This is a genomic window from Bacillus pumilus (genome assembly GCF_003431975.1).
Classification (GTDB): Bacteria; Bacillota; Bacilli; order Bacillales; family Bacillaceae; genus Bacillus; species Bacillus pumilus_N.
Map to the genome: position 1 here is coordinate 1,764,856 of NZ_CP027116.1, position 21,454 is coordinate 1,786,309.

The window sequence follows — 21,454 nt, forward strand, 5'->3', positions numbered from 1 at the left end:
AGATGACGACATACAAGATGAATTTCTTATCTACTGCTGATGTAAAGGAAGCTGCTTATGGACATGAAGACAACTGCTCCAAAGAAATCAATTGCACTGCCGCTTGTGATTTCAATTATTGCCATTTCATTTTCTGCTATCATTGTGAAATGGTCAAATGCACCTGCTGCTATTTTAAGTATGTATCGTATGATGTTTGCCGCAGCCTTTATGCTGCCGTTTATCCTGCCACGAAAAAAAGAGTTTCTCTCGATTAAGCGTAGAGACTGGCTTTTCTTATGTATGTCCGGCTTTTTTTTAGGACTCCATTTTGTGTTATGGTTTGGATCACTGAAGCTGACGACTGTGGCAAGCTCTACTATTATTATCGCCCTTCAGCCGATGGTCTCCTTATTAGGCGGCTTTCTCATTTTCCGTGAACGAACCACGCTGCCCGCACTCTTGACGATGTGTGCCGCAATTGTTGGTGCACTTATGATTGGATGGGGAGACATAGGTCATAGCCAGGAAGCCATCCTAGGAGACATTTTATCCTTTTTAAGTGTGATCGCGGTTGTTTGTTATTTATTAATAGGTCAACAGGCTGTAAGGAAAATATCTCATTGGATTTATAGTTTTTGTGTGTTTGGCTTTGCCGGTCTTTTTTTAATTTTATTCAATTTGATTCAGCAAACTCCTTTTACAGGCTATCCGGGTAAAGAGTGGGGAATCTTTATATTACTTGCCATCATTCCCACCATGTCTCATGTGATTAACAATTGGCTTTTAACCTATGTCAATGCCACAACTATTTCAATGAGTATACTTGGCGAACCTGTTGGAGCCACGATTCTTGCTGTTTGGCTGCTTGGAGAGAAACTCACCCTGCTTCAAATGTTTGGCGGGCTTCTTGTCCTTTTAGGTGTCTTTTTGTTTTTGATGCAGCAGCGTCAAGGAATTGTGAAAAAACCAAAAAAATCCGGTTAAATCCCGGATTTTTACTCTTTTAAATCGTTTTTTTCAATCACTTTGTTCAATTTTTCCTCCACCTTCTTCAATTCCATTCGTTTTCTTCTGATCATTCGAAAAGCGATGACAATGATCGTCACGATAGCAGCAATGAATAGAAGAGAGAACACTTGAAATAGAAGATCACCCATGTTAAATGCCATATTCTCTCCGTTAGACATACGTAAAACCTCCCTTTCTATCTATATATTACCATAATCAATAAAAGATTGAGATTTATCCATCATTTATCTATAATAGGTAAAATATCACTTATTAAAGGAGAACCATTATGAGAACTTTAGTCCTTTTACGAGGTCTCCCAGGCGTAGGGAAATCAACTTGGATCAAAGCGCAAGGCTTAGAGCCTTACACTTTATCAGCGGATCAAATCCGTCTTTTGACGCAGCCACCGCAGTTGTCTGTCAATGGGAAACTAGAAATTTCAAGCAAACATGACCACAAAATCTGGTCTTTATTATTTGAATTACTCACAGCCCGTATGGAGCGTGGAGACTTTACTGTGATTGATGCCACGCATATTTCAAGCAAATCGATATCTCAATATAAATCGCTGGCCACATCGTATCGTTACAGGGTGTATGTCGTCGATTTCACTCAGGTGCCGCTTGAAACAGCTCTTTTGCAAAATCGCTCAAGGGAACCTCACAAAGTTGTGAGAGAGTCTGTTTTGTACCAAATGAATGAGCGATTAAAAACAGAAAAGGTCCCATCATGGGTAACTGTATTACAGCCGGAAGAATATCCGCAAGTGATGACCTATCAGCCCCGATCCTTCGATCAATATGAGGCCATTCATGTATTCGGAGATATTCATGGCTGTCATACCGCTCTGACCACCTATTTGCAAGGAGACATTAAAGAAAATGAACTTTATATCTTTGCAGGTGATCTACTTGATAGAGGAATAGAAAACAAGGAAGTATTAGAATGGATGCTTGCACATAGAGAATGCCGGAATGTCATCGTGATTGAAGGCAATCATGATCAGCATTTATACCGGTTTGCTCATGGTGAAAAAGTACGAAGCAATATGTTTAATCGGCACACTGCACCTGAGATCGAAGCAGCAGACTTTGATTTAAAAGAAGTACGAAAGTTTGTCAGAACATTTCATCAGCTGACTTATTTTACGTACCATGGCAAAACATTTCTTGTTACCCACGGAGGGCTTGCTCATTTGCCAAAAGAACTTCTGCATGTGTCAACCCAGCAGCTCATTCATGGGGTAGGTGAATATTCAGATGACATTGACCATTTGTTTGTACAAAACACCGCTGGATTAGATATCATTCAAATTCACGGACATCGCAATTTATACAGACTGCCTATTCAAGCAGCGGAAAGGTCTTATAATTTAGAAGGCCAAGTTGAATTCGGTGGGCAGCTGAGGGTGTTGAAAATCACAGCTGACGGAATTGAGACTCACGAAATTGCCAATCCAGTCTATAGAGCTTCTGAGAAAAAACCATCGGCTACTATTCAGCCAGATATCTCACTGGATGACTTTTTAGCTCACTTAGATCAGCATGAATATGTACAGGAATTAAAGCTTCCGCACCATATTTCATCTTTTAACTTTACGAAAAAAGCGTTCAGTGAACGGCAGTGGGATGATGTGAATGTGAAGGCGAGAGGTTTGTTTGTCAATATGGTGTCAAAGCAGATTGTTTCAAGAAGCTACAACAAATTTTTTAACATTGACGAGCGTCCGGAGACAAAAATGCATCATCTAGTGAACCATCTTCAATTTCCTGTTACCGTCTATGATAAAGCAAATGGATACTTAGGAACGGTTGGATACAACGAATTAGAAGATGAATTGGTGTTTACGTCCAAATCGTATACATCTCATGTGAAACAAAATCAGCATGCATCATGGGTCGAAGAACTATTCTATCAGACCTTCGGTGATGTGCAGGTCGACTATATCAAATCATATGTACGTGACCATCATGTATCTCTCGTGTTTGAAGTCATTTTGCCAGAGAAAGACCCGCATATTATCACATACGAACAAGATCAACTCATTTTACTTGATATTGTGAAGCGTCAGCTAAGCTATGAAAAAGCACCATTTAATGAAGTGAAAAGGTTAAGTGAACAGCTAGGAATGTCCAGCAAGCAGGAAGTGGCTGTGTTCCACGATTGGACGTCTTTTTATAAATGGTATCAGGCCGTATCTCATGACGACTCGATCAAAGAAGAGGGGTATGTGATTGAGGATAACAGCGGCTTTATGACCAAGCTCAAGCTGCCTTATTATCAATTTTGGAAGCAGATGCGCGCGATCAAACAGCGCGTTGCAGAGAAGCGTTCCTCGCAAAAATATATGCAGGCTTTGCAAACAGCGGAGCAAGCTAGATTTTATACGTGGCTTCTTGAGCAAGAACCAGAGAATGTGAGAAAACGCTCAATTATTGAGCTACGATCACAATTTGAGCAAACTGAAGCAGCCCAATCGAATCATGATGAAATAAATGCATAGTGTAAAAAAGAGTCTTTCTAAACAAGAGATGAGATAGTTGCCAGAGGGACTAAAATAATCTTTGTTTTAGTCCTTTCTCTTCTTATGTGCAGAAAATATGCAGAAAAAAAGATTATTAAAAGTGTTGATATATGGATCAGGGAAGGTTGAAATGGCTTAAAGAGAAATAAGCGGCGAGCGCAAGAAGTCTTAATATATAGATCTATTTCTAGCCCCTCCAAGTCTCTTTATATGGACATATGTTGCTGGCTATGAACTCATCAGTTAAGAGAAGGGCAACAAAGTTTGAACCAATTGCCTGTGAAATAGCCCCCAAAGTGGATAGAATTTGTGCTCCTTCTTCCTTGTTTTTTAATTCATAAACGCCACCAATTGCTTCTAAACCAGCACCTAATGCTTGAATCGAATTACCAACAGCAAATAGTTGCTCTCCAATGATATAGTCTCCAGTAGCAGCGATAGAGGCACCAATCGATTGAAAGGAATCACCAAGTATCTCTAGACGAAGATTATCTGAATTTTCACCCTCCACATCTTGTAAATAAGCAGCTAATGAGCTTGTTGATGCACCAGCACCATCAATTAAGTTTCCAGTAAAAGCATAAGAATACTCCTCAGGGGCTATTGCTATAACAAAAGATCCGACTGCTTGCAGACCTTCTCCAATTGCTACAAGTTTATTATTGATTTCATTCATTCCTGCTAAAGATCTGATTTCTGCAATTGCAGAAATGATTGTACCAAGCGCATCAATCCAAGCTCCTGTTAAAATGTTGTACTCAGCAACATTACACATGTTCCACCTCAAATTGTTGTAGATTAACTGGCAGCAATATCACCGATTTCTGAATTCCCTTTTTAATAATATAGTCTGAACAAAGGAAAGGAGTGAAGGTCAAAATGCTTTCCAATAAAGAAACATTGAATCGAACAAAAAAGCTTATCATGATGTTGTAATGGGTACATGAGGATACGCCGTCCAAACAAGTAAAGGGAGGTATATATTGATCCCTATGATGATCACATTCATTCTCCAATCGATCAGGAATGAATATGTAGTGCTGATGACACCCGTATGTCACAAAACTGCCAATATTTATAAGTCCTTTGGATGCAATGTAAATAGGTATCATTTCTCAATTATTATTATTTTCAGAAAATGTGGTGACGGGGTAAAATAAGTGTGTTTAAGTATAAGTAGAAGAAATTAAAATATTAATATAATATACCCCATGCGGAATGAACATTCATTCCTAAAGTGAGAGGAGGGGGATAAAATGCCAGCAGCTCCTGATAAACAAGAACAGATCATGAAGGCTTCACTAGACTTATTTATTGAGCGAGGCTTTGATGGGACCACGATGCCAATGATTTCAAAAAAAGCAAACGTCGGAGCGGGAACCATTTACCGTTATTTCGACAGTAAAGAGGCACTCGTCAATACTTTGTATCAGCGCAGCCTTTCTGCTTTTATCGAGAAAATGAACACAAACAGTCCAGATCCAAATGAAAGTATTCGAGCGTACTTTAAGCATGTATTTTACTGCTTGGTTTTATTTACAAAGGAGAATCCAAGCGGACTATATTTCTTAGAAATTGATAAACGATCCCATTACTTAGACGAGACGAGCAAAGAGAAAATGCAGCATTTATTACATGGACTCTTCCTTATCTTTGAAGAAGGAAAAAAGGATGGGATTCATCCAAATCTTTCAGGTAGAACCATTTTATCAATTGTATTCGGTGCCTTTGTACAGCTGCATAAACAAATTCTTGCGGAAGAAATAGAGCCAACGATTGAATTTCTAGAAGACATTGAGCAAAGCCTATGGCGCGCCATTAGCGTTGCATCTAAATGAAATAAAGGGAGTGGGCATATGCAACAAACATCAATCATTCCAAAACCAAAAACATACGGACCATTTAAAAATATCCCTCATATCAAAAAAGGGGAGCTTTCTCAAACCTTTTGGCGGCTGGCAGATGAATTAGGGCCGATCTTTCAGTTTGAATTTGCAAAAGCGACAAGTATTTTTGTTTCTAATCATGAACTTTTCCAAGAAATATGTGATGAGAGCCGTTTTGATAAATACATTGGAAGCAGTCTCAATAAAGTCAGAACATTTTCAGGGGATGGGTTATTTACAAGCTGGACAGACGAGCCGAACTGGAGAAAGGCTCATCACATCTTGATGCCGGCGTTTAGCCAGCAGGCTATGAAGGGCTATCATGAGATGATGCTCGATATTGCCACACAGCTTGTACAAAAATGGCAAAGAACTGGTCATGATGAAGAAATTGAAGTAGCAGAGGACATGACAAAGCTCACTTTAGATACGATCGGGCTATGTGGTTTTGATTTTCGATTTAACAGCTTTTATAAAGAAAATCAGCATCCATTCATCGAAAGTATGGTGAATGGTTTAAACGAAGCGATGGATCAGGCAAGCAGATTGCCCGTTGCAGATAAATTAATGATCAAAAGAAGAAAAGAATTTGAACAAAATGTTGATTTTATGAAGCAATTAGTAGATGACATTATTCAAGAACGAAAAAAACAAGATAAAACGGGCAATGATTTACTGTCCCTCATGCTGCATGCTAAGGACCCTGAAACAGGTGAGCGCCTGTCAGATGAAAATATTCGTTACCAAATCATTACCTTCTTAATAGCTGGGCACGAAACAACTAGTGGGCTGCTATCCTTTGCGATTTATTTCTTATTAAAGAATCCAGAAAAATTAAAGAAAGCCGTCCAAGAAGCAGATGATGTGCTGCAAGGCGGACTGCCAACATTTAAGCAGGTACAAAAGCTCACATACACTCGTATGGTTTTAAACGAATCTCTTCGTCTCTGGCCAACAGCGCCGACGTTCTCTTTTTATGCAAAAGAAGACACCGTCATCGGAGGGAAATATTCGATTAAAAAGAACCAAAGTGTCTCCGTGCTGCTCCCTAAGTTACATCGTGATCAAGCGGTATGGGGAGAGGATGCGGAAGAATTTAAACCAGAACGCTTTCTACAGCCTGAAAAGATCCCGCAGCATGCCTACAAGCCTTTTGGAAATGGGCAGCGTGCATGTATCGGTATGCAGTTCGCCCTTCATGAAGCCACAATGGTGCTGGCGATGGTTCTGCACAATTTAGAATTGATTGATCATACATCATATGAACTTGATTTAAAAGAATCTCTAACGATTAAACCAAACGATTTTAAAATCAAAGTGCGGCCAAGGAAGCAGCAATTCTTCATGGCACCACCGAAAGAAGAACCAAAAAAAACCACCAAAGCGAGTGAGGCAAAAGTGGATAGTCATGGGACGCCACTGCTTGTTTTATATGGTTCAAATCTAGGCACAGCGCAGCAAATGGCAAATGAATTTGCTGAAGACGGAAAAGCAAAAGGGTTTGACGTGACCACGGCTCCGCTTGATGACTATACACGACAATTACCAGATAGTGGTGCCGTCTTAATCGTGACTGCTTCCTACAACGGACTTCCACCTGATCATGCAAAAGGATTTGTCGATTGGGTAACGCAGGATGAGAAGCAGGATTTATCAAACGTGACATTTGCTGTCTTTGGATGCGGAGATCGAAATTGGGCAAGTACGTACCAGCGTATCCCGCGTCTCATTGATGAAGCGCTTGAAAGAAAAGGTGCAAAACGTGTTGCGAAGTTAGGAGAAGGCGATGCGGGCGGTGATATGGATGAGGATAAAGAAACATTCCAGAAAACGGTCTTCAAGCAGCTGGCAAAAGAATTCAAGCTCACCTTCCAAGAGAAAGGCAAGGAAAAGCCAAATCTATCAGTTGCTTATACAACTGAGCTAGTGGAACGTCCTGTGGCGAAAACATATGGTGCCTTTTCAGCTGTTGTACTGAAAAATGAGGAATTACAATCTGAATCAAGTGAGCGGAAAACAAGACATATAGAACTACAATTGCCTGAAGGGAAACGATACAAGGAAGGGGATCATATCGGAATTGTTCCGAAAAATAGTGATGCACTCGTTCAGCGGGTCATTCATCGCTTCAATCTAGATCCTCAGCAACACATAAAGCTTTCTTCTGAGAAAGAGGCTAGTCATTTACCTTTAGATCAGCCGCTTCAAATAAAAGAATTACTTGCTTCACATGTTGAGCTTCAAGAGCCTGCAACACGTACGCAGCTAAGAGAGCTTGCAGCATATACAGTTTGTCCGCCTCACCGTGTGGAGCTTGAGCAAATGGCTGGTGAAGCCTATCAAGAAGCCATTCTAAAGAAACGAGTGACCATGCTGGACTTATTAGATCAATATGAAGCGTGTGAGCTGCCGTTTGTGCACTTTTTGGCACTTTTACCAGGTTTGAAACCGCGCTACTACTCGATTTCTAGTTCACCAAAGGTGGAAGAAAAAAGAGTCAGTATGACAGTGGCAGTTGTGAAAGGGAAAGCGTGGAGCGGCCGCGGAGAATATGCAGGAGTCGCATCAAACTATTTATGTGGTCTGCAGGAAGGAGAAGAAGTCGCCTGTTTCCTTCACGAAGCGCAGGCAGGATTCCAGCTGCCCCCTTCATCTGAAGTACCGATGATCATGATCGGACCGGGTACAGGAATCGCTCCATTTAGAGGGTTTGTTCAAGCTAGAGGGGTTTGGCAGAAGGAAGGAAAGCCATTAGGTGAGGCTCACCTGTATTTTGGCTGCCGTCACCCTCATGAAGATGATCTGTATTTTGAGGAAATGCAGCTTGCAGCAGAAAAAGGAGTTGTTCACATCCACCGGGCTTATTCTCGTCACAAAGAGAAAAAAGTATATGTTCAGCATTTGTTGAAAGAAGACGGTGAGATGCTGATCCATTTACTTGACCAAGGTGCGTATCTTTACGTGTGCGGGGACGGAAAGGTCATGGCGCCAGATGTAGAGGCTACACTGATCGACCTCTATCAGCATGAGAAACAGTGCTCGAAAGAAACAGCTGCAAATTGGCTCACAACCCTTGCAAATGACCATCGATATGTAAAAGATGTGTGGAGCTGATAAACAGAAATGACCGCCAATCAGGCGGTTTTTTCTGTTTCATAGAGAGATCAATAGAATGAAAGTTAGAAAGATACAAAACACCTAATTTACAAATGAAACATTTTGTAAAAAATAAGAATATTCTCTCATTTACTCCAATATGAAACAATCGTATGATTTTTGATATAGGACATAAAGGAGGAATATGATGAAAAAGGTGAAAATGTTACTCCCTTCTCTACTCGTTTTTGGTGCTTTAAGTGTGCCTAGTTTTGCCCATGCTGCATCTAATTCAGTACTAACGTCTGATTATGACATGGTGACTTCTGATGGGAAGGTCATCTCTTCAAGTGATTTCCACAATGATACGAAATCCCCCTCATCCTTTGACAAAGTGGACGATCTTTCTTCTACTGTTGGTGAAAAAGTAAAACCTCTATCAAAATATTTAAAAGACTTTCAAACAAAAGTCGTCATTGGAGACGATGGTAGAACAAAAGTAGCGAATACAAGAGTGGCACCATATAATTCGATTGCTTATATTACATTTGGCGGCTCAAGCTGCACGGGGACACTCATTGCTCCTAACAAAATTTTGACAAACGGGCACTGCGTGTACAATACAGCATCGAGAAGTTATAGTGCAAAAGGATCGGTGTATCCAGGCATGAATGATAGTACTGCGGTGAATGGCTCAGCAAAAATGACGGAGTTCTATGTACCAAGCGGATATATCAATACAGGTGCAAGCCAATATGATTTTGCTGTAATCAAAACGGATACGAACATTGGCAATACGGTCGGTTATCGCTCTATCCGTCAGGTGACAAACTTAACTGGGACAACGATTAAAATTTCAGGATATCCAGGCGATAAAATGAGATCAACTGGTAAGGTGTCGCAGTGGGAGATGTCGGGTCCTGTGACAAGAGAAGATACGAATCTCGCATACTATACGATTGATACTTTTAGCGGAAATTCAGGCTCAGCAATGCTAGATCAAAATCAGCAAATTGTTGGGGTTCATAACGCAGGGTATTCAAACGGAACAATGAATGGCGGTCCAAAAGCGACAGCTGCCTTTGTTGAATTTATTAACTATGCAAAAGCGCAATAAAGGCTAGGGGTTAGAGCTTGTTTCCTTCATAGGGGACAAGCTTTTTTCTCGTTTCGACCTGTCTTTCCTGAAAGATCCATTGAGTTTGCAGCCTCTTCAATTATTCCACATGTCATTCGTTAACCCTTCATACATTAAAATGACGCATTTCCTTTAAGTCAAGATACTGCTTGAGAAAAAAAGGAGGTCACACACTTTTGAAAATGAGAAGAGGCTGGATCACTGCTGTCACCTTATGCTTTTTGATATGGATAGGCACGCTTTTAGGTGGATTTGGGGAGAAACAGGCGGCAAAAGGCGCAGATCGATATGATCATATCATTCAATTTCCAATGGAACGATACCCTGAAACAGGCAGTCATATTCAAGAGGCCATTCGAAAAGGACATTCAGATGTGTGCACGATTGACCGAAATGGAGCAGATGCCCGCAGGCAAGAATCATTAAAAGGAATTCCAACGAAACCTGGTTTTGACCGGGATGAGTGGCCGATGGCGGTTTGTCTTGAGGGAGGAAAGGGTGCGAGTGTTCAATATGTCAGCCCATCTGATAATAGGGGCGCAGGCTCATGGGTTGGGCACCAGATGAGCGGTTATCCTGATGGGAAAAGAATTTTATTTATTGTGAAATAAGCTTGAAGAAAGGTGCCTGTGAATAGGGACCTTTTTTAATGATCAGAGCGTATTGGAGCTAGCAGGGACAAAAGATTCAGTGGTACAATTGATCTTTAAGGTACAGAGACTGACAAGAAGAAAATGTGAAGGGACAAATGCTTATGGAGAAGAACCGTGCATTATACGATTTTTTCATGCAACATGCAGAGAAACTGACTGAAACATGGTATGAATCAATTGAGGATGATGATCCAGACTCAATATATCGTTCAACAGATTCCAGCATCATAGAAGAGCTAAAACGGCAAAATCAAGATTATTACCAGCATTTTATTCGTGCTTTTATTGAAGATAAGACTTATTTACATACCGAGTTTAAAAAATGGTCTGAGGACTTAGCCAGTGATCCGAAGCATTTAAATACACCATTAGATTATGTCGTGAGAGAATACATGTCCAATCAAAGAGTGGTCCTTCATTATTTAAAAGAATTTATTAAACAGCGTCAAGATGAAATTGATATTGACCGCATCTTTTATTGGTATGATTTAATTTCAGAGGCATTTAATATTTCAATCCATGTGTTCATCCAGCAATATGTGAAAAATACAACGAAGAAGCTCATGGCACAAAGAGATATGATTTACGAGCTAAGCTCACCTGTCATTGTCTTAAAAAGTCAAATTGCCTTATTGCCGCTCGTAGGTGACATTGACACAGCAAGAGCAAAGATTATTTTAGAAAATACGCTGAAGCAGTGCTCACAAAAGGGCGTGCAGCATTTATGTATTGATCTATCGGGCGTTGTTATTATTGATACAATGGTGGCCCATCAAATCTTTGATCTCGTCACATCACTTCGGTTAATCGGGGTAGAGACGACCATTTCGGGAATCAGACCGGAAATTGCCCAAACAGCAGTTCAGCTCGGGCTTCCTTTTAATGAATTTCGAACGGCATCATCACTTGCTCACGCGCTCGATCGCATGACCGAATTTTCTCCAATATAAAAACCAGGCCGATTGAGTGGCCTGGTTTTTCATTTAGATGACAGCGTCAATTTTTGTGACTTTCCAATCTTTTTGCACTTTTTCGTACGTAACAGTTCGTTTTACTTTGCGTCCGTCAAGTGTTGGAACTGTAAATTCATATGTGCGGACCGTTTGTTTTTTAGAAACAAGCTTAGGTGTTGCTTTATCCCAATTAAGCATGTTGTCTCCGTCACCGACTGGAACAGCCATTTTCCCTTTATGAACAATGAACTGGTAGTCTTTTAAACCATGATTGATGGCATCTGTTGTGAAAACTTGAGATAGGTAGCTGTTTAGTTTTTTCTTTGTATCAAATGTTTTAGAAAGATAGTTGTATGTCATGTCTTTATAGCTAAATGATTTTAATTTGTAATCGGAATGTTCATTAATTTTGTAGCCTGACATCGCACTCCAAAAGTGTTCTCGTGCATCAAGGGCAATATGTAACGCTTCTTTATTTGTCAAAGTGGCTTGTTTTTTGGAAGCGGCCAATGTTGTAGATTGTAATGAGATCATAAGCATAATAGCGGTTAATAAAACGAATAATTTTTTCAAGGCAATTGCCTCCTTTTCTCAATGAAAACTTCTTATGTTACAAATGTTACAATAATTACATTGATATTACAAGTATTAAATTGAAATGTTTTTTATTTCTTTTCTTTCTATATATATAACGTTTGAGGGTGGCAAAAAGTTTTCATTTTTTTATTTTTTCTTTATATCTACTATTTAACCGTTCTAAAGGAGAACAAAACGTTTTTTGGAAAAATTTCTGTTTGGACGTTCAACACGCTTTTTCAATTATGACATATACTGTCGTGATGAATGTCTAAGAAAGTGGTGTTGAATATGTATTATCCGTATGAAGGTATGTGGAATGGGTACGCATATGATAGGCAGATGCAAGGTTGGCCGTCGCTCCCTTCTCAAGTTGGAGGATTTCCAGGGTTTCCAATTGGAGGAGGAGGCACTGGGCCCGGATCTAGTGGATCAGCCCCGCCAGCTCCACCACAGCATATCATTTCGCAATATCAGCAAGCGTTATCGCAGCCTCAAAGCATGCAGTCACTTATTTCAGGGCAAACAGGTGGAGGCCAGCAATCGGTTCAATTTGCAGCGGGATGTAATAGAAGATGGACGATTGTGTTTATGAGAAACGGCCAAGTATTTTTAATGTATGTTCTTTCCTCACAGCCATTTGGGAGAACAACTGGCTTTATTTGGCCGAACTTTACATTTGGTTCTTTCCCGAGCTCTAGTATTCTTGCCTATTCTTGTTCATAAAAGAAAAAGCCGGTTCTCATCATCAGCTGATGAAATACCGGCTTTTTTTAGTGAATATTTCTAAATACACCAATTACTTTACCTAGTATACTTACATTCTGTAAAATAATCGGTTCCATAGATGGATTTTCTGGCTGTAATCTAAAGTGAGTATTTTCTTTATAGAAACGTTTCACTGTTGCTTCATCTTCCTCTGTCATGGCGACGACAATATCTCCATTGTTAGCGGTGCTTTGCTGACGCACAATGACATAGTCCTTGTCCAAAATTCCTGCATCAATCATACTTTCACCCATAATTTCAAGCATAAATACTTGTTCATCTGGTGCGGCAAAAGTCTCTGGAAGAGGGAAGTATTCTTCTACATTCTCAACAGCCGTGATAGGCAGGCCGGCTGTGACTTTTCCGATGACTGGTACGTTCATTACAGCACTCTTTGGAATATTCATTTCCTCTTCATCTAGTACTTCGATCGCTCTAGGTTTTGTCGGATCTCTTCTAATTAAGCCTTTTGTTTCTAATCTAGCTAAATGTCCATGAACTGTTGAACTGGATGCTAGACCGACAGCTTCTCCAATTTCACGAACGGATGGGGGATAGCCCTTGCTTTTTACTTCTTCTTTGATGAATGTCAGGATATCGAGTTGTCTTTTTGATAGCTTCGTCATCTTTTGCACCTCAAAACGTCAATTTTAAAGAAATTATAGCATGTTTTTCCTAACAGTACAAACATAGGTTCGAAAAAAACGTTTGACAGAAACGTTTGTTCGTATTTATAATGAGTGACAGAAAGAGCGAACACATATTCTGTTAGGAGAGATGACATTATGAGGTTAAAAGAATCTATTATTTTTATTGGGGTATTCTCATTCATCGTTGGCATATTTCTCTCACTTATTGCAGTCACTAGCCATAATGATCCAAATCAGTATGTTAAAATAGAGGTTCAATCAGGTGATACTCTTTGGGGGTTAGCTGATCAAGTAAACGACAGCAAATCAATCGACAAAAATGCGTTTATTGACTGGGTCACCGAGCACAATGACCTTGCTTCAACGGACATTCAGCCTGGTGACATTCTCGTCATACCAGTCAAAAAAGAGCATCCAGTCGTATATCAACTTGCAACAGTACAATAGAAAGGTCGATTGAAGTCATGAATGCAATCATCTATGCGAGAGTGAGCACTGTCAAAGAAGAACAGGAAACCTCGCTGAAGAGACAAGAAGAAGAACTGCTGGCTTTAGCCGGAGCGCACAAGATGAATGTAGTCAAAATCATCAAAGAAAAAGCAAGTGGATATGATCTTGACCGCGATGGTGTGTTTGAGATGCTTGCTACACTGAAAGAAGAGTCAATTGATGCCGTTCTTATTCAGGATGAAACGCGTCTCGGAAGAGGACAAGCGAAAATAGCGCTTCTTCATTGCCTTTTTAAAGAGAACGTAAAGGTATACAGTGTTTTTCATAGAGGCGAGCTTGAGCTTTCAGAAGCAGATCAAATGGTCATTGAGATCGTAGGAGTCGTTGAAGAGTATCAACGAAAAATTCATAACCTGAAAATCAAGCGAGGAATGAGAAGGGCTGTTGAGCGCGGGTATCAGCCTGAACTGAATTTAAAGCAGCAGGACCATGCGCCTGGCCGTGAGCGTATTGAAGTGCCGATTTCAGAAATTGTTCGATTAAGAAACAACAACATGACATTCGCAGAAATTGCAGCAACTCTTCAGGCACTAGGTTTTGACATTTCAAAAGCAACGGTGCATAGAAGGTATCAAGAATATGAGAAAGGTCTGACCACTTAAAGTGCGATTTGTTGTCAAAATGATTGATATTTAGTAGTATGTAGAGAAAATGCTTTAAAGGAGTTTGTCATGATTTCTAAAGAACAGCTTTCAAGAATAAATGAGCTTTCAAAAAAGTCAAAAGAGACCGGTTTGTCAGACGCTGAAAAAACAGAACAAAAGCAATTAAGAGAAGAGTATTTAAAAGCTTTTCGTTCTTCTATGAAAAATACACTTAAAACCGTGAAAATCGTCGATCCCGAAGGAAACGATGTCACACCAGAAAAATTAAAAAGAGAAAGAGATCAAAACCTTCATTAAGTCTCTGATTTCTTGAATTTTGAAAAGATGGGAAAAATATTCTCATCTTTTTTCATATTTGCATAACTTTTTAGGCGATCGATAAACTAAATGTGACAAAATCACTCTTTTTCAGCGTGAAATAGTTGTGAAAAAAGGACAGTAGATTTATGATAATGGTGTACACAAGATACGGAAGGGGATTTATATGGAAACGATTGAATTGAAATCTATTGCAACAATACGTACTCTCTCCATAGACGCAATTGAAAAAGCGAATTCCGGTCACCCTGGAATGCCAATGGGTGCTGCACCAATGGCATACGCTTTATGGACGAATCACTTAAACGTAAGTCCGCAAAACCCTCATTGGTTTAACAGAGACCGTTTTGTTTTATCTGCGGGGCATGGTTCTATGCTTCTATATAGCATGCTTCATTTAAGCGGATACAACCTCAGCATCGAAGATCTAAAACAATTTCGCCAATGGGGCAGCAAAACACCTGGACATCCTGAGTTTGGACATACAGAAGGCGTAGATGCCACAACAGGTCCTTTAGGACAGGGGATTGCTATGGCAGTTGGTATGGCACTTGCTGAAAGACATCTTGCGGAAACGTACAACAAAGACAACTTTGATGTTGTAGATCATTATACATACAGCATTTGCGGAGATGGAGACTTAATGGAGGGCATTTCCTCTGAAGCTGCTTCCCTTGCTGGTCATTTAGGCTTAGGCCGTTTAATTGTCCTTTATGATTCAAATGATATTTCTTTAGATGGCGACTTAGATCGTTCATTCTCTGAAAATGTGAAGAATCGTTTTGAAGCGATGAATTGGGAAGTTCTTTACGTAAAAGACGGCAACAACATTGAAGAAGTGACGGCTGCTATTGAAAAGGCGAAACAAAATACAGACAGACCTACATTGATTGAAGTGAAAACAACCATCGGTTTTGGATCGCCAAACCGTGCAGGAACGTCTGGTGTGCATGGTGCACCGCTTGGCAGCGATGAAGCAAAGCTAACGAAGGAAGCTTACTCTTGGACGTTTGAAGAGGATTTCCATGTACCTTCTGAAGTGTACGATCATTTCAAAGAAGCTGTAAAAGATGCTGGTCAGAAAAAAGAAGCAGCTTGGAATGAACGATTTGAGGAATATGAAAAAGAATACCCAGAGCTGGCAGCTCAGCTGAAGCTTGCGATTGAAGGAAAGCTTCCTGAGAATTGGGATCAAGAGGTTCCAGTTTATGAAGCAGGTTCAAGCCTTGCCTCCCGCGCTTCTTCAGGCGAAGTATTAAATGGCATTGCGAAGCAAGTACCTTTCTTCATTGGCGGGTCTGCTGACCTTGCAGGTTCAAACAAAACAACCATTAAAAACACAGACGACTTTGGTAAAAACAATTATGCTGGCAAGAACATTTGGTTTGGTGTTAGAGAATTTGCAATGGGTGCTGCGTTAAACGGTATGGCACTTCACGGCGGTCTTCGTGTATTCGGCGGAACGTTCTTTGTTTTCTCAGATTACTTAAGACCAGCGATTCGTCTTGCTGCTCTAATGGGACTTCCGGTCACATATGTCTTTACTCATGACAGTATCGCTGTTGGAGAAGATGGTCCGACGCATGAGCCGGTTGAACAGCTTGCTTCATTACGAGCGATGCCAAACCTTTCTGTCATTCGCCCTGCGGATGGGAACGAGACAGCTGCAGCGTGGAAACTTGCTGTATCATCAACGGACAAACCAACAGCACTAGTTCTAACTCGTCAAAACCTTCCAACGATTGATCAAACACCAGAGAAGGCATATGAAGGAGTAGAAAAGGGTGGATATGTTGTCGTTGAAGCTGCTGATGCACAGCCAGAAGCACTTCTACTCGCTTCTGGATCTGAAGTTGGTTTAGCGATTGAAGCGCAAAAGGCGCTTGAAAAAGAAGGGATTCGTGCATCTGTTGTCAGTCTTCCTGCATGGGATCGATTTGATCAGCAGTCAGACGAATACAAAGAATCCGTTCTACCTACAGCAGTACGGGCACGTATTGCGATTGAGATGGGTGCTTCACTTGGCTGGGAGCGTTACACTGGTATCGATGGTGATGTCATTGCAATTGATCAATTTGGCGCTTCTGCACCAGGTGAAACCATCATTGAGAAATACGGATTTACTGTCAGCAATGTGGTCAGCCGTGTGAAAGCGAAGCTGAACAAATAACCAGTCTCCAAGCATCATGCTTTTTTGCTATCTGTTTGCAGAGCATTTTCATCCGCTCTGCAAACTTTTTTCTTTTTTCTTGTTTTTTTGACAAAACTAGTTTCTTCTTGCTTCATATATAGACAATTCTTTCTTTCACATTTTTGTATAATACAAGCAATATACGAGATTGACGAAATGTGAAAGGAAGGGATAGACATGGAACGCCATTATTATATTTATTGGATTGAGGATGAATTTGCGCATCATTATTTTGGCAAAGAATCGATTTTGTTTCATTTGTTTGAATCGTTACACTGGACGAACCGCACGGATGATGAATTGGTTATGCTTGTGAAACAAGTGGATTACGTGACGAAACGAATCCCTGCTTTTCATATGCACCAGCGTTTAATGAACAATTTAACGAACATTCACTATACACAAATCGGCTCGATATACAGCGCTTCTTTACCAGATGGAAAAGGAACTGCTGCATTTATCATTAAAGATCGTTATATCCAAATGTCTGCCACTGGAAGCTATGAGGCAGAAGCGGTGTTTTTTGAAGTGTTGAGAAAAATTAGTCCTTGTTTCCTTGCGATGGACTTCGGTTCAAAGAAGCACGGGTGGCTCAATCCGGTAAAAGTGAGGAATTTTGTTTAAAAAAATAAAATTGAACGTGAAATGTTGTATAATAGCCTTTTGTTTAGTACACTTTATACGAGACAACATGAAGGAGGAAGAATTATGGATTTATGGGTTGTCATCCTTGTAGGCGTTGTTGCACTGCTTGCAGGAGTTGCACTCGGATTCTTTATTGCTCGTAAGTATATGATGAGCTACTTGAAAAAGAATCCACCAATTAATGAACAAATGCTTCGAATGATGATGATGCAAATGGGCATGAAACCGTCCCAGAAGAAAATCAATCAAATGATGAAAGCCATGAACAACCAAGCGAAATAATACGTACGATATTATGATCATAGATGGAACATGGTTATATAAAGAATGGACAAGCATCCTTTCTTTATTGAATCACCTTCATCAGACGCTTTAAAACCACTGTACTTGCATAAATGAAGCAGGGAAGGTGGTTTTTATTTTGGTGTCAGCACCTTAATTAAAAAACAAAAACCCCTGTCATCAGAGGTTTTTGTTTCGTTTATGGTCACACATATCAACTGTTCTAAAAATCGTGCGGCATGATAGATATCATGAGATCTGATTAGTTGGCTGAGTTTGAGTGTAAGTGTCGTTGATATTGTAAGAGGAGATGATCTAGCTGCTGACTATGTTCGATGGTCACTGTTGATGTCATCCCATTATGCAAGACAACTTTCATCAGCTCTTCTCTTTTTTCTTCAATTTGAGTTAATAATGATGTTTTTACCAAAGTCATGTTCCTTTCATGCAAATCTTGATAAAAAGAATCGATTCTATTATATCCATTTTAAGGTTTATTTTCAAATTTAAAGGATTCGTTATCTTGATGTCAAATTAAATTATATAAGGTTTTAAGAGAATAGACCATCTTTATTGAGAGGATGTAAAAAAAATGAAATGATTTTGTCATCTCTTATTGTATATTGTAAGAAGGGGGTGTTCTTTTGACAGATTTGAATTACTTTTTAGCTTTTGGAGCGGGGTTTCTTTCTTTTATTTCACCATGCTGTCTTCCGCTTTATCCAGCCTTTTTATCATATATTACAGGCGTTAGTATAGATGAAGTGAACTCTGAGAAGGTGATGCTGAGAAGAAGAAGTCTGCTTCATACCTTATTCTTTTTAGTTGGGTTCTCTATTATCTTTATTGCGATTGGCTTTGGGACATCGTTTGTTGGAAAGTTTTTTGATGATTACCATCAAGCGATTCGTCAGGTTGGGGCCATTCTCATTATTTTCTTTGGTTTTATGACGCTCGGCGTATTTCAGCCTTCTTTCCTTATGGGGGAAAAGAGAATGCAATTCAAAAACCGACCTGCTGGTTTTTTTGGATCGATTCTCATCGGAATGGGATTTGCCGCTGGTTGGACACCTTGTACAGGACCTATTTTGTCTGCTGTTATCGCACTGGCGAGTAACAATCCTGAGTCGGCTGTGCCCTATATGATTGCCTATGTATTCGGGTTTGCCGTTCCGTTTTTTGTTCTATCCTTTTTCATCACAAAAATGACGTGGATCAGAAAGCGTCAGCAGCTTATTATGAAAATTGGCGGGATCATTATGATTGTAGTAGGAATATTGCTTTTCTTTGATCTTCTCACATGGATTATCATCATGTTCTCATCCTTGTTTGGTGGATTTACAGGCTTTTGAAATCGTTTTCTACAGTCGCGGCGAATGGTTTTTTTTCGTCAATTGGAGTATATTATACATAGGCTGACCTTAAAGTATAAAGGAATGATTTGATATGATGGTCTTGATCTCTTCTATAATTGCGATATGTATGGCGGTAGCCGTCATGTTTATTCGCATTAAGTCATCTGCAAAACCAGCAACTGCGAAAAAAATTATATTGCCTCCTATTTTCATGAGCACTGGAGCTCTGATGTTTTTTGTTCCTATGTTTCAGGTAACTGGAGCTGAATTTCTCGAGGCAATCACAGTGGGGATGTTTTTCTCCATCTTTTTAATTAAAACATCGAAGTTTGAAATTAGAGGGAATGAGATTTACTTAAAGCGGTCAAAAGCATTTGTGTTTATTCTCATTGGACTTCTTGTTCTTCGTATCGGAATGAAGACCATCTTGAGTTCTTCTATTGATTATGGCTCTCTAAGCGGAATGTTTTGGATACTTGCCTTTGGCATGATCGTACCTTGGCGTGTTGCCATGTATTTGTCATTTAGAAAGCTGTCTAAACAATTAGATCCGCAGCAAATTCAAATGAATTAAACCTCCTTTTTATAAAGGAGGTTATTTTAATAACGATTCATATGGTGTGTGATCTATGTCTTTTTCTTGAAGTCGTTTCAATAAAAACTTATGATCACGCTTTGGTGTAGCGATGATATAGCCGCGAATGATTAAGTCTAAATTAATGCTGGCAGCTTGTTCTTTTAAAGCCAGCTCGCCAATTTTTCCTGCGATTTTTTCTTTGGCGACATCTCTAAACAGCTCTGGAACAGGTAATACGAGTTCATTTAAAAGCTTTTTGTCTTCTTCCCGCCATAGGTGGAGGCTCTTTTGAATATATTCATCTTGCCAATCAAGCTCTGATTTACCATCTTCCTTCGGCAATCGTTTTAAAAATTTGCGAAACATAAAAAAGCCACCGATTGCGAGTAATCCGATCATGACTGTACTCCAAAATAAAATGAACCACAAAAACCAGCCGCTTAACATGTCCTCACTCCTTATACCCCTCATCTCTCTATCCTATTTTACATGAAGAGATCATAGAAGAAAATAACAAAAATGTATGTCTCTTTTCTCTATAAACGCCCTTTTTCATTAATAATTGCCCATTTGCTAGAATGACCCATACCATTTAGTAGAAAAAGAATACATTATCGTATAGCGATTCTACTATTTGGCCATGGTGGTTCGCAAAAGGGATTGACTTGAAACGAACGGAAGAGAGCCCACCTTATAAAAGGTGGGCTCTTAATGTTTAAAATGAGGGATTTGAAAGGAAAATGCTCCGCTTGGATGGCTGGAATATTTTTTGATTTTTATCTCAATGATTCGGTTTTCATAATCTGCTTCAATGTCCTTATCGTTCAAATAAAAAGGGAGCATCACATTTTTTTCAATCGGCTGTTCGCCTTCATTATTTGGTTTTTGTACCGTGCAAGCGAAAGTCAGCTCATGTCCACAGAAAGTCAGCTTTACATCAGTGATCGATAGGTCTGAGACATCGATTTCAATAATATAATCACGGCTTGTTTCATAAAGATCAATTGGGAGGTGTTCATCATACCAAGCAAATGGATCTTCCATTAAGACATTGAGCCAATCATCTATTTCAAGAAAATCAGAGGAATTCGATTGCTTTTCATTCTCCATAAAACACTCCTCCATCACATTTCATAATAAATCATATGTTGAGAACTGAAATGTGTGAAAGACCTAAAACATCCCGTTTTGTCACGGGATATAAGGAGAATGTTTACATATCATGATGAGAATTGTGCTTTTGTCTTGTATGGTTGCGGTTTTTTACCTTTTTACTGCCCGATAAAGGCTCTGGCTGGCCGCCTTGATGCTCCTTAGGAGAGTTTTGACGGATGTCTTTCCCAGTGTTTTTATTTGTCATGATAATTGCTCCTTTCTTATTGGTTTTTTTTACGTTTTTTATTGTTTTGTCTTTGTTCATCTGTTAAAACGAGTTGATCATTTTCAATATAGCCTGCGCCATTACCTTGGCTCTTGGCTGCGTTCATGCCGTTAATCACATGATTTGCTTTTCGTTTTGTCATGTTCTATCACCTCAATTGTAGTATGATCTCGCCCCGCTTGGTTTATGAAGAGTAAACATTTCCTAATGATAAGCTAAACTTATCGAATTTAATAAAAGCATTGTTATTTACTTATGTATGATTTTGTTTTAAGATGAAATTGTGAGAAAATTGTGGTGAAATACGACGATTTTTCTGAGAATTGAAATTGATCTTGATCATCAAAAGGGGG

The 21,454-nt window shown here is 39.7% G+C and carries 25 protein-coding genes; 16 read left to right on the forward strand and 9 right to left on the reverse strand.

All coding sequences use genetic code 11. The annotated features are described in order from the left end of the window. The first annotated feature begins 57 nt into the window (after window positions 1–57). Window positions 58–966, forward strand: coding sequence for a DMT family transporter (locus tag C5695_RS08950; protein ID WP_117730420.1), 909 nt, complete (start codon window positions 58–60; stop codon window positions 964–966). Window positions 967–977: 11 nt separating this feature from the next. On the opposite strand, the gene C5695_RS08955 is transcribed toward C5695_RS08950, so the two are convergent. Beyond that, window positions 978–1,169, reverse strand: coding sequence for a TIGR00366 family protein (locus C5695_RS08955; RefSeq protein ID WP_117730421.1), 192 nt, complete (start codon window positions 1,167–1,169; stop codon window positions 978–980). 110 nt (window positions 1,170–1,279) lie between these two features. Here C5695_RS08955 and C5695_RS08960 point away from each other — a divergent pair, with 110 nt between their 5' ends. Continuing rightward, entirely contained in the window at window positions 1,280–3,496 is a 2,217-nt protein-coding gene (locus C5695_RS08960) for an RNA ligase (RefSeq protein ID WP_117730422.1), read from the forward strand. A 208-nt stretch (window positions 3,497–3,704) separates the two neighbouring features. Here C5695_RS08960 and C5695_RS08965 read toward each other — a convergent pair whose 3' ends face one another. After that, complete coding sequence (locus C5695_RS08965; RefSeq protein ID WP_117730423.1) at window positions 3,705–4,292, reverse strand: DUF6944 family repetitive protein; 588 nt, start codon at window positions 4,290–4,292, stop codon at window positions 3,705–3,707. A 481-nt stretch (window positions 4,293–4,773) separates the two neighbouring features. Here C5695_RS08965 and C5695_RS08970 point away from each other — a divergent pair, with 481 nt between their 5' ends. From C5695_RS08970 to C5695_RS08990, 5 genes are all read left to right on the forward strand, one after another. Next, window positions 4,774–5,355 carry a TetR/AcrR family transcriptional regulator gene (locus tag C5695_RS08970; protein WP_117730424.1) on the forward strand — a complete coding sequence of 194 codons (582 nt, stop codon included), beginning with the start codon at window positions 4,774–4,776 and terminating at the stop codon, window positions 5,353–5,355. An 18-nt stretch (window positions 5,356–5,373) separates the two neighbouring features. Beyond that, window positions 5,374–8,517 (forward strand): bifunctional cytochrome P450/NADPH--P450 reductase, encoded by a 3,144-nt coding sequence (locus C5695_RS08975; protein ID WP_117730425.1) that lies wholly within the window; start codon window positions 5,374–5,376, stop codon window positions 8,515–8,517. 190 nt (window positions 8,518–8,707) lie between these two features. Then, window positions 8,708–9,616, forward strand: coding sequence for a trypsin-like serine peptidase (locus tag C5695_RS08980; protein ID WP_117730426.1), 909 nt, complete (start codon window positions 8,708–8,710; stop codon window positions 9,614–9,616). A gap of 197 nt (window positions 9,617–9,813) precedes the next feature. Further along, window positions 9,814–10,248 (forward strand): NucA/NucB deoxyribonuclease domain-containing protein, encoded by a 435-nt coding sequence (locus tag C5695_RS08985; protein ID WP_117730427.1) that lies wholly within the window; start codon window positions 9,814–9,816, stop codon window positions 10,246–10,248. Window positions 10,249–10,391: 143 nt separating this feature from the next. Beyond that, window positions 10,392–11,240, forward strand: coding sequence for an STAS domain-containing protein (locus C5695_RS08990; RefSeq protein ID WP_117730428.1), 849 nt, complete (start codon window positions 10,392–10,394; stop codon window positions 11,238–11,240). A gap of 33 nt (window positions 11,241–11,273) precedes the next feature. Here the strand turns inward: C5695_RS08990 and C5695_RS08995 are convergent, their stop codons facing one another. Next, entirely contained in the window at window positions 11,274–11,816 is a 543-nt protein-coding gene (locus C5695_RS08995) for an IseA DL-endopeptidase inhibitor family protein (RefSeq protein WP_117730429.1), read from the reverse strand. Window positions 11,817–12,110: 294 nt separating this feature from the next. Between C5695_RS08995 and C5695_RS09000 the strand changes: the two genes are divergently transcribed. Next, window positions 12,111–12,545, forward strand: a complete 435-nt coding sequence (locus tag C5695_RS09000) for a hypothetical protein (RefSeq protein ID WP_117730430.1) — start codon at window positions 12,111–12,113, stop codon at window positions 12,543–12,545. 47 nt (window positions 12,546–12,592) lie between these two features. Here the strand turns inward: C5695_RS09000 and lexA are convergent, their stop codons facing one another. Further along, window positions 12,593–13,213 carry a transcriptional repressor LexA gene (gene lexA / locus C5695_RS09005; protein ID WP_117730431.1) on the reverse strand — a complete coding sequence of 207 codons (621 nt, stop codon included), beginning with the start codon at window positions 13,211–13,213 and terminating at the stop codon, window positions 12,593–12,595. A 159-nt stretch (window positions 13,214–13,372) separates the two neighbouring features. On the opposite strand from lexA, the gene yneA reads away from it, so the two are divergent. The 6 genes from yneA to C5695_RS09035 all read left to right on the forward strand — a co-directional run bounded on the left by yneA (window position 13,373) and on the right by C5695_RS09035 (window position 17,788). Beyond that, window positions 13,373–13,684 (forward strand): cell division suppressor protein YneA, encoded by a 312-nt coding sequence (yneA, locus tag C5695_RS09010; protein ID WP_117730432.1) that lies wholly within the window; start codon window positions 13,373–13,375, stop codon window positions 13,682–13,684. Between the two features lie 17 nt (window positions 13,685–13,701). Beyond that, window positions 13,702–14,349 carry a YneB family resolvase-like protein gene (locus C5695_RS09015; protein WP_117730433.1) on the forward strand — a complete coding sequence of 216 codons (648 nt, stop codon included), beginning with the start codon at window positions 13,702–13,704 and terminating at the stop codon, window positions 14,347–14,349. Between the two features lie 69 nt (window positions 14,350–14,418). Beyond that, window positions 14,419–14,649, forward strand: a complete 231-nt coding sequence (locus C5695_RS09020; protein WP_117730434.1) for a DUF896 domain-containing protein — start codon at window positions 14,419–14,421, stop codon at window positions 14,647–14,649. 187 nt (window positions 14,650–14,836) lie between these two features. Continuing rightward, the gene (tkt, locus tag C5695_RS09025) at window positions 14,837–16,840 is read left to right on the forward strand and encodes a transketolase (protein ID WP_117730435.1); all 2,004 of its coding nucleotides are present in this window, start codon (window positions 14,837–14,839) and stop codon (window positions 16,838–16,840) included. Window positions 16,841–17,038: 198 nt separating this feature from the next. Next, on the forward strand, window positions 17,039–17,485 hold the full coding sequence (gene sirA, locus C5695_RS09030) for a sporulation inhibitor of replication protein SirA (protein ID WP_117730436.1): 447 nt from the start codon (window positions 17,039–17,041) through the stop codon (window positions 17,483–17,485). Between the two features lie 84 nt (window positions 17,486–17,569). Further along, window positions 17,570–17,788: a YneF family protein gene (locus C5695_RS09035; protein WP_003212379.1), complete on the forward strand. Its 219-nt coding sequence runs from the start codon at window positions 17,570–17,572 to the stop codon at window positions 17,786–17,788. A 262-nt stretch (window positions 17,789–18,050) separates the two neighbouring features. Here C5695_RS09035 and C5695_RS09040 read toward each other — a convergent pair whose 3' ends face one another. Next, on the reverse strand, window positions 18,051–18,224 hold the full coding sequence (locus C5695_RS09040) for an aspartyl-phosphate phosphatase Spo0E family protein (protein ID WP_369810454.1): 174 nt from the start codon (window positions 18,222–18,224) through the stop codon (window positions 18,051–18,053). A 208-nt stretch (window positions 18,225–18,432) separates the two neighbouring features. Between C5695_RS09040 and C5695_RS09045 the strand changes: the two genes are divergently transcribed. Together C5695_RS09045 and C5695_RS09050 are read left to right on the forward strand one after the other, a co-directional pair. Beyond that, the gene (locus tag C5695_RS09045; RefSeq protein ID WP_117730437.1) at window positions 18,433–19,140 is read left to right on the forward strand and encodes a cytochrome c biogenesis CcdA family protein; all 708 of its coding nucleotides are present in this window, start codon (window positions 18,433–18,435) and stop codon (window positions 19,138–19,140) included. A gap of 94 nt (window positions 19,141–19,234) precedes the next feature. After that, a complete protein-coding gene (locus C5695_RS09050) occupies window positions 19,235–19,717 on the forward strand; it encodes a CcdC family protein (RefSeq protein WP_117730438.1) in 483 nt (160 codons plus the stop codon). Between the two features lie 21 nt (window positions 19,718–19,738). Here C5695_RS09050 and C5695_RS09055 read toward each other — a convergent pair whose 3' ends face one another. From C5695_RS09055 to sspO, 4 genes are all read right to left on the reverse strand, one after another. Continuing rightward, a complete protein-coding gene (locus C5695_RS09055; protein WP_117730439.1) occupies window positions 19,739–20,167 on the reverse strand; it encodes a DUF2621 domain-containing protein in 429 nt (142 codons plus the stop codon). Between the two features lie 261 nt (window positions 20,168–20,428). Beyond that, window positions 20,429–20,830, reverse strand: a complete 402-nt coding sequence (locus C5695_RS09060; RefSeq protein ID WP_117730440.1) for an Hsp20/alpha crystallin family protein — start codon at window positions 20,828–20,830, stop codon at window positions 20,429–20,431. Window positions 20,831–20,933: 103 nt separating this feature from the next. Next, complete coding sequence (locus C5695_RS09065) at window positions 20,934–21,080, reverse strand: small acid-soluble spore protein P (protein ID WP_003211331.1); 147 nt, start codon at window positions 21,078–21,080, stop codon at window positions 20,934–20,936. Window positions 21,081–21,096: 16 nt separating this feature from the next. Beyond that, a complete protein-coding gene (gene sspO, locus C5695_RS09070) occupies window positions 21,097–21,243 on the reverse strand; it encodes a small acid-soluble spore protein SspO (RefSeq protein ID WP_117730441.1) in 147 nt (48 codons plus the stop codon). Window positions 21,244–21,454 lie beyond the last annotated feature (211 nt).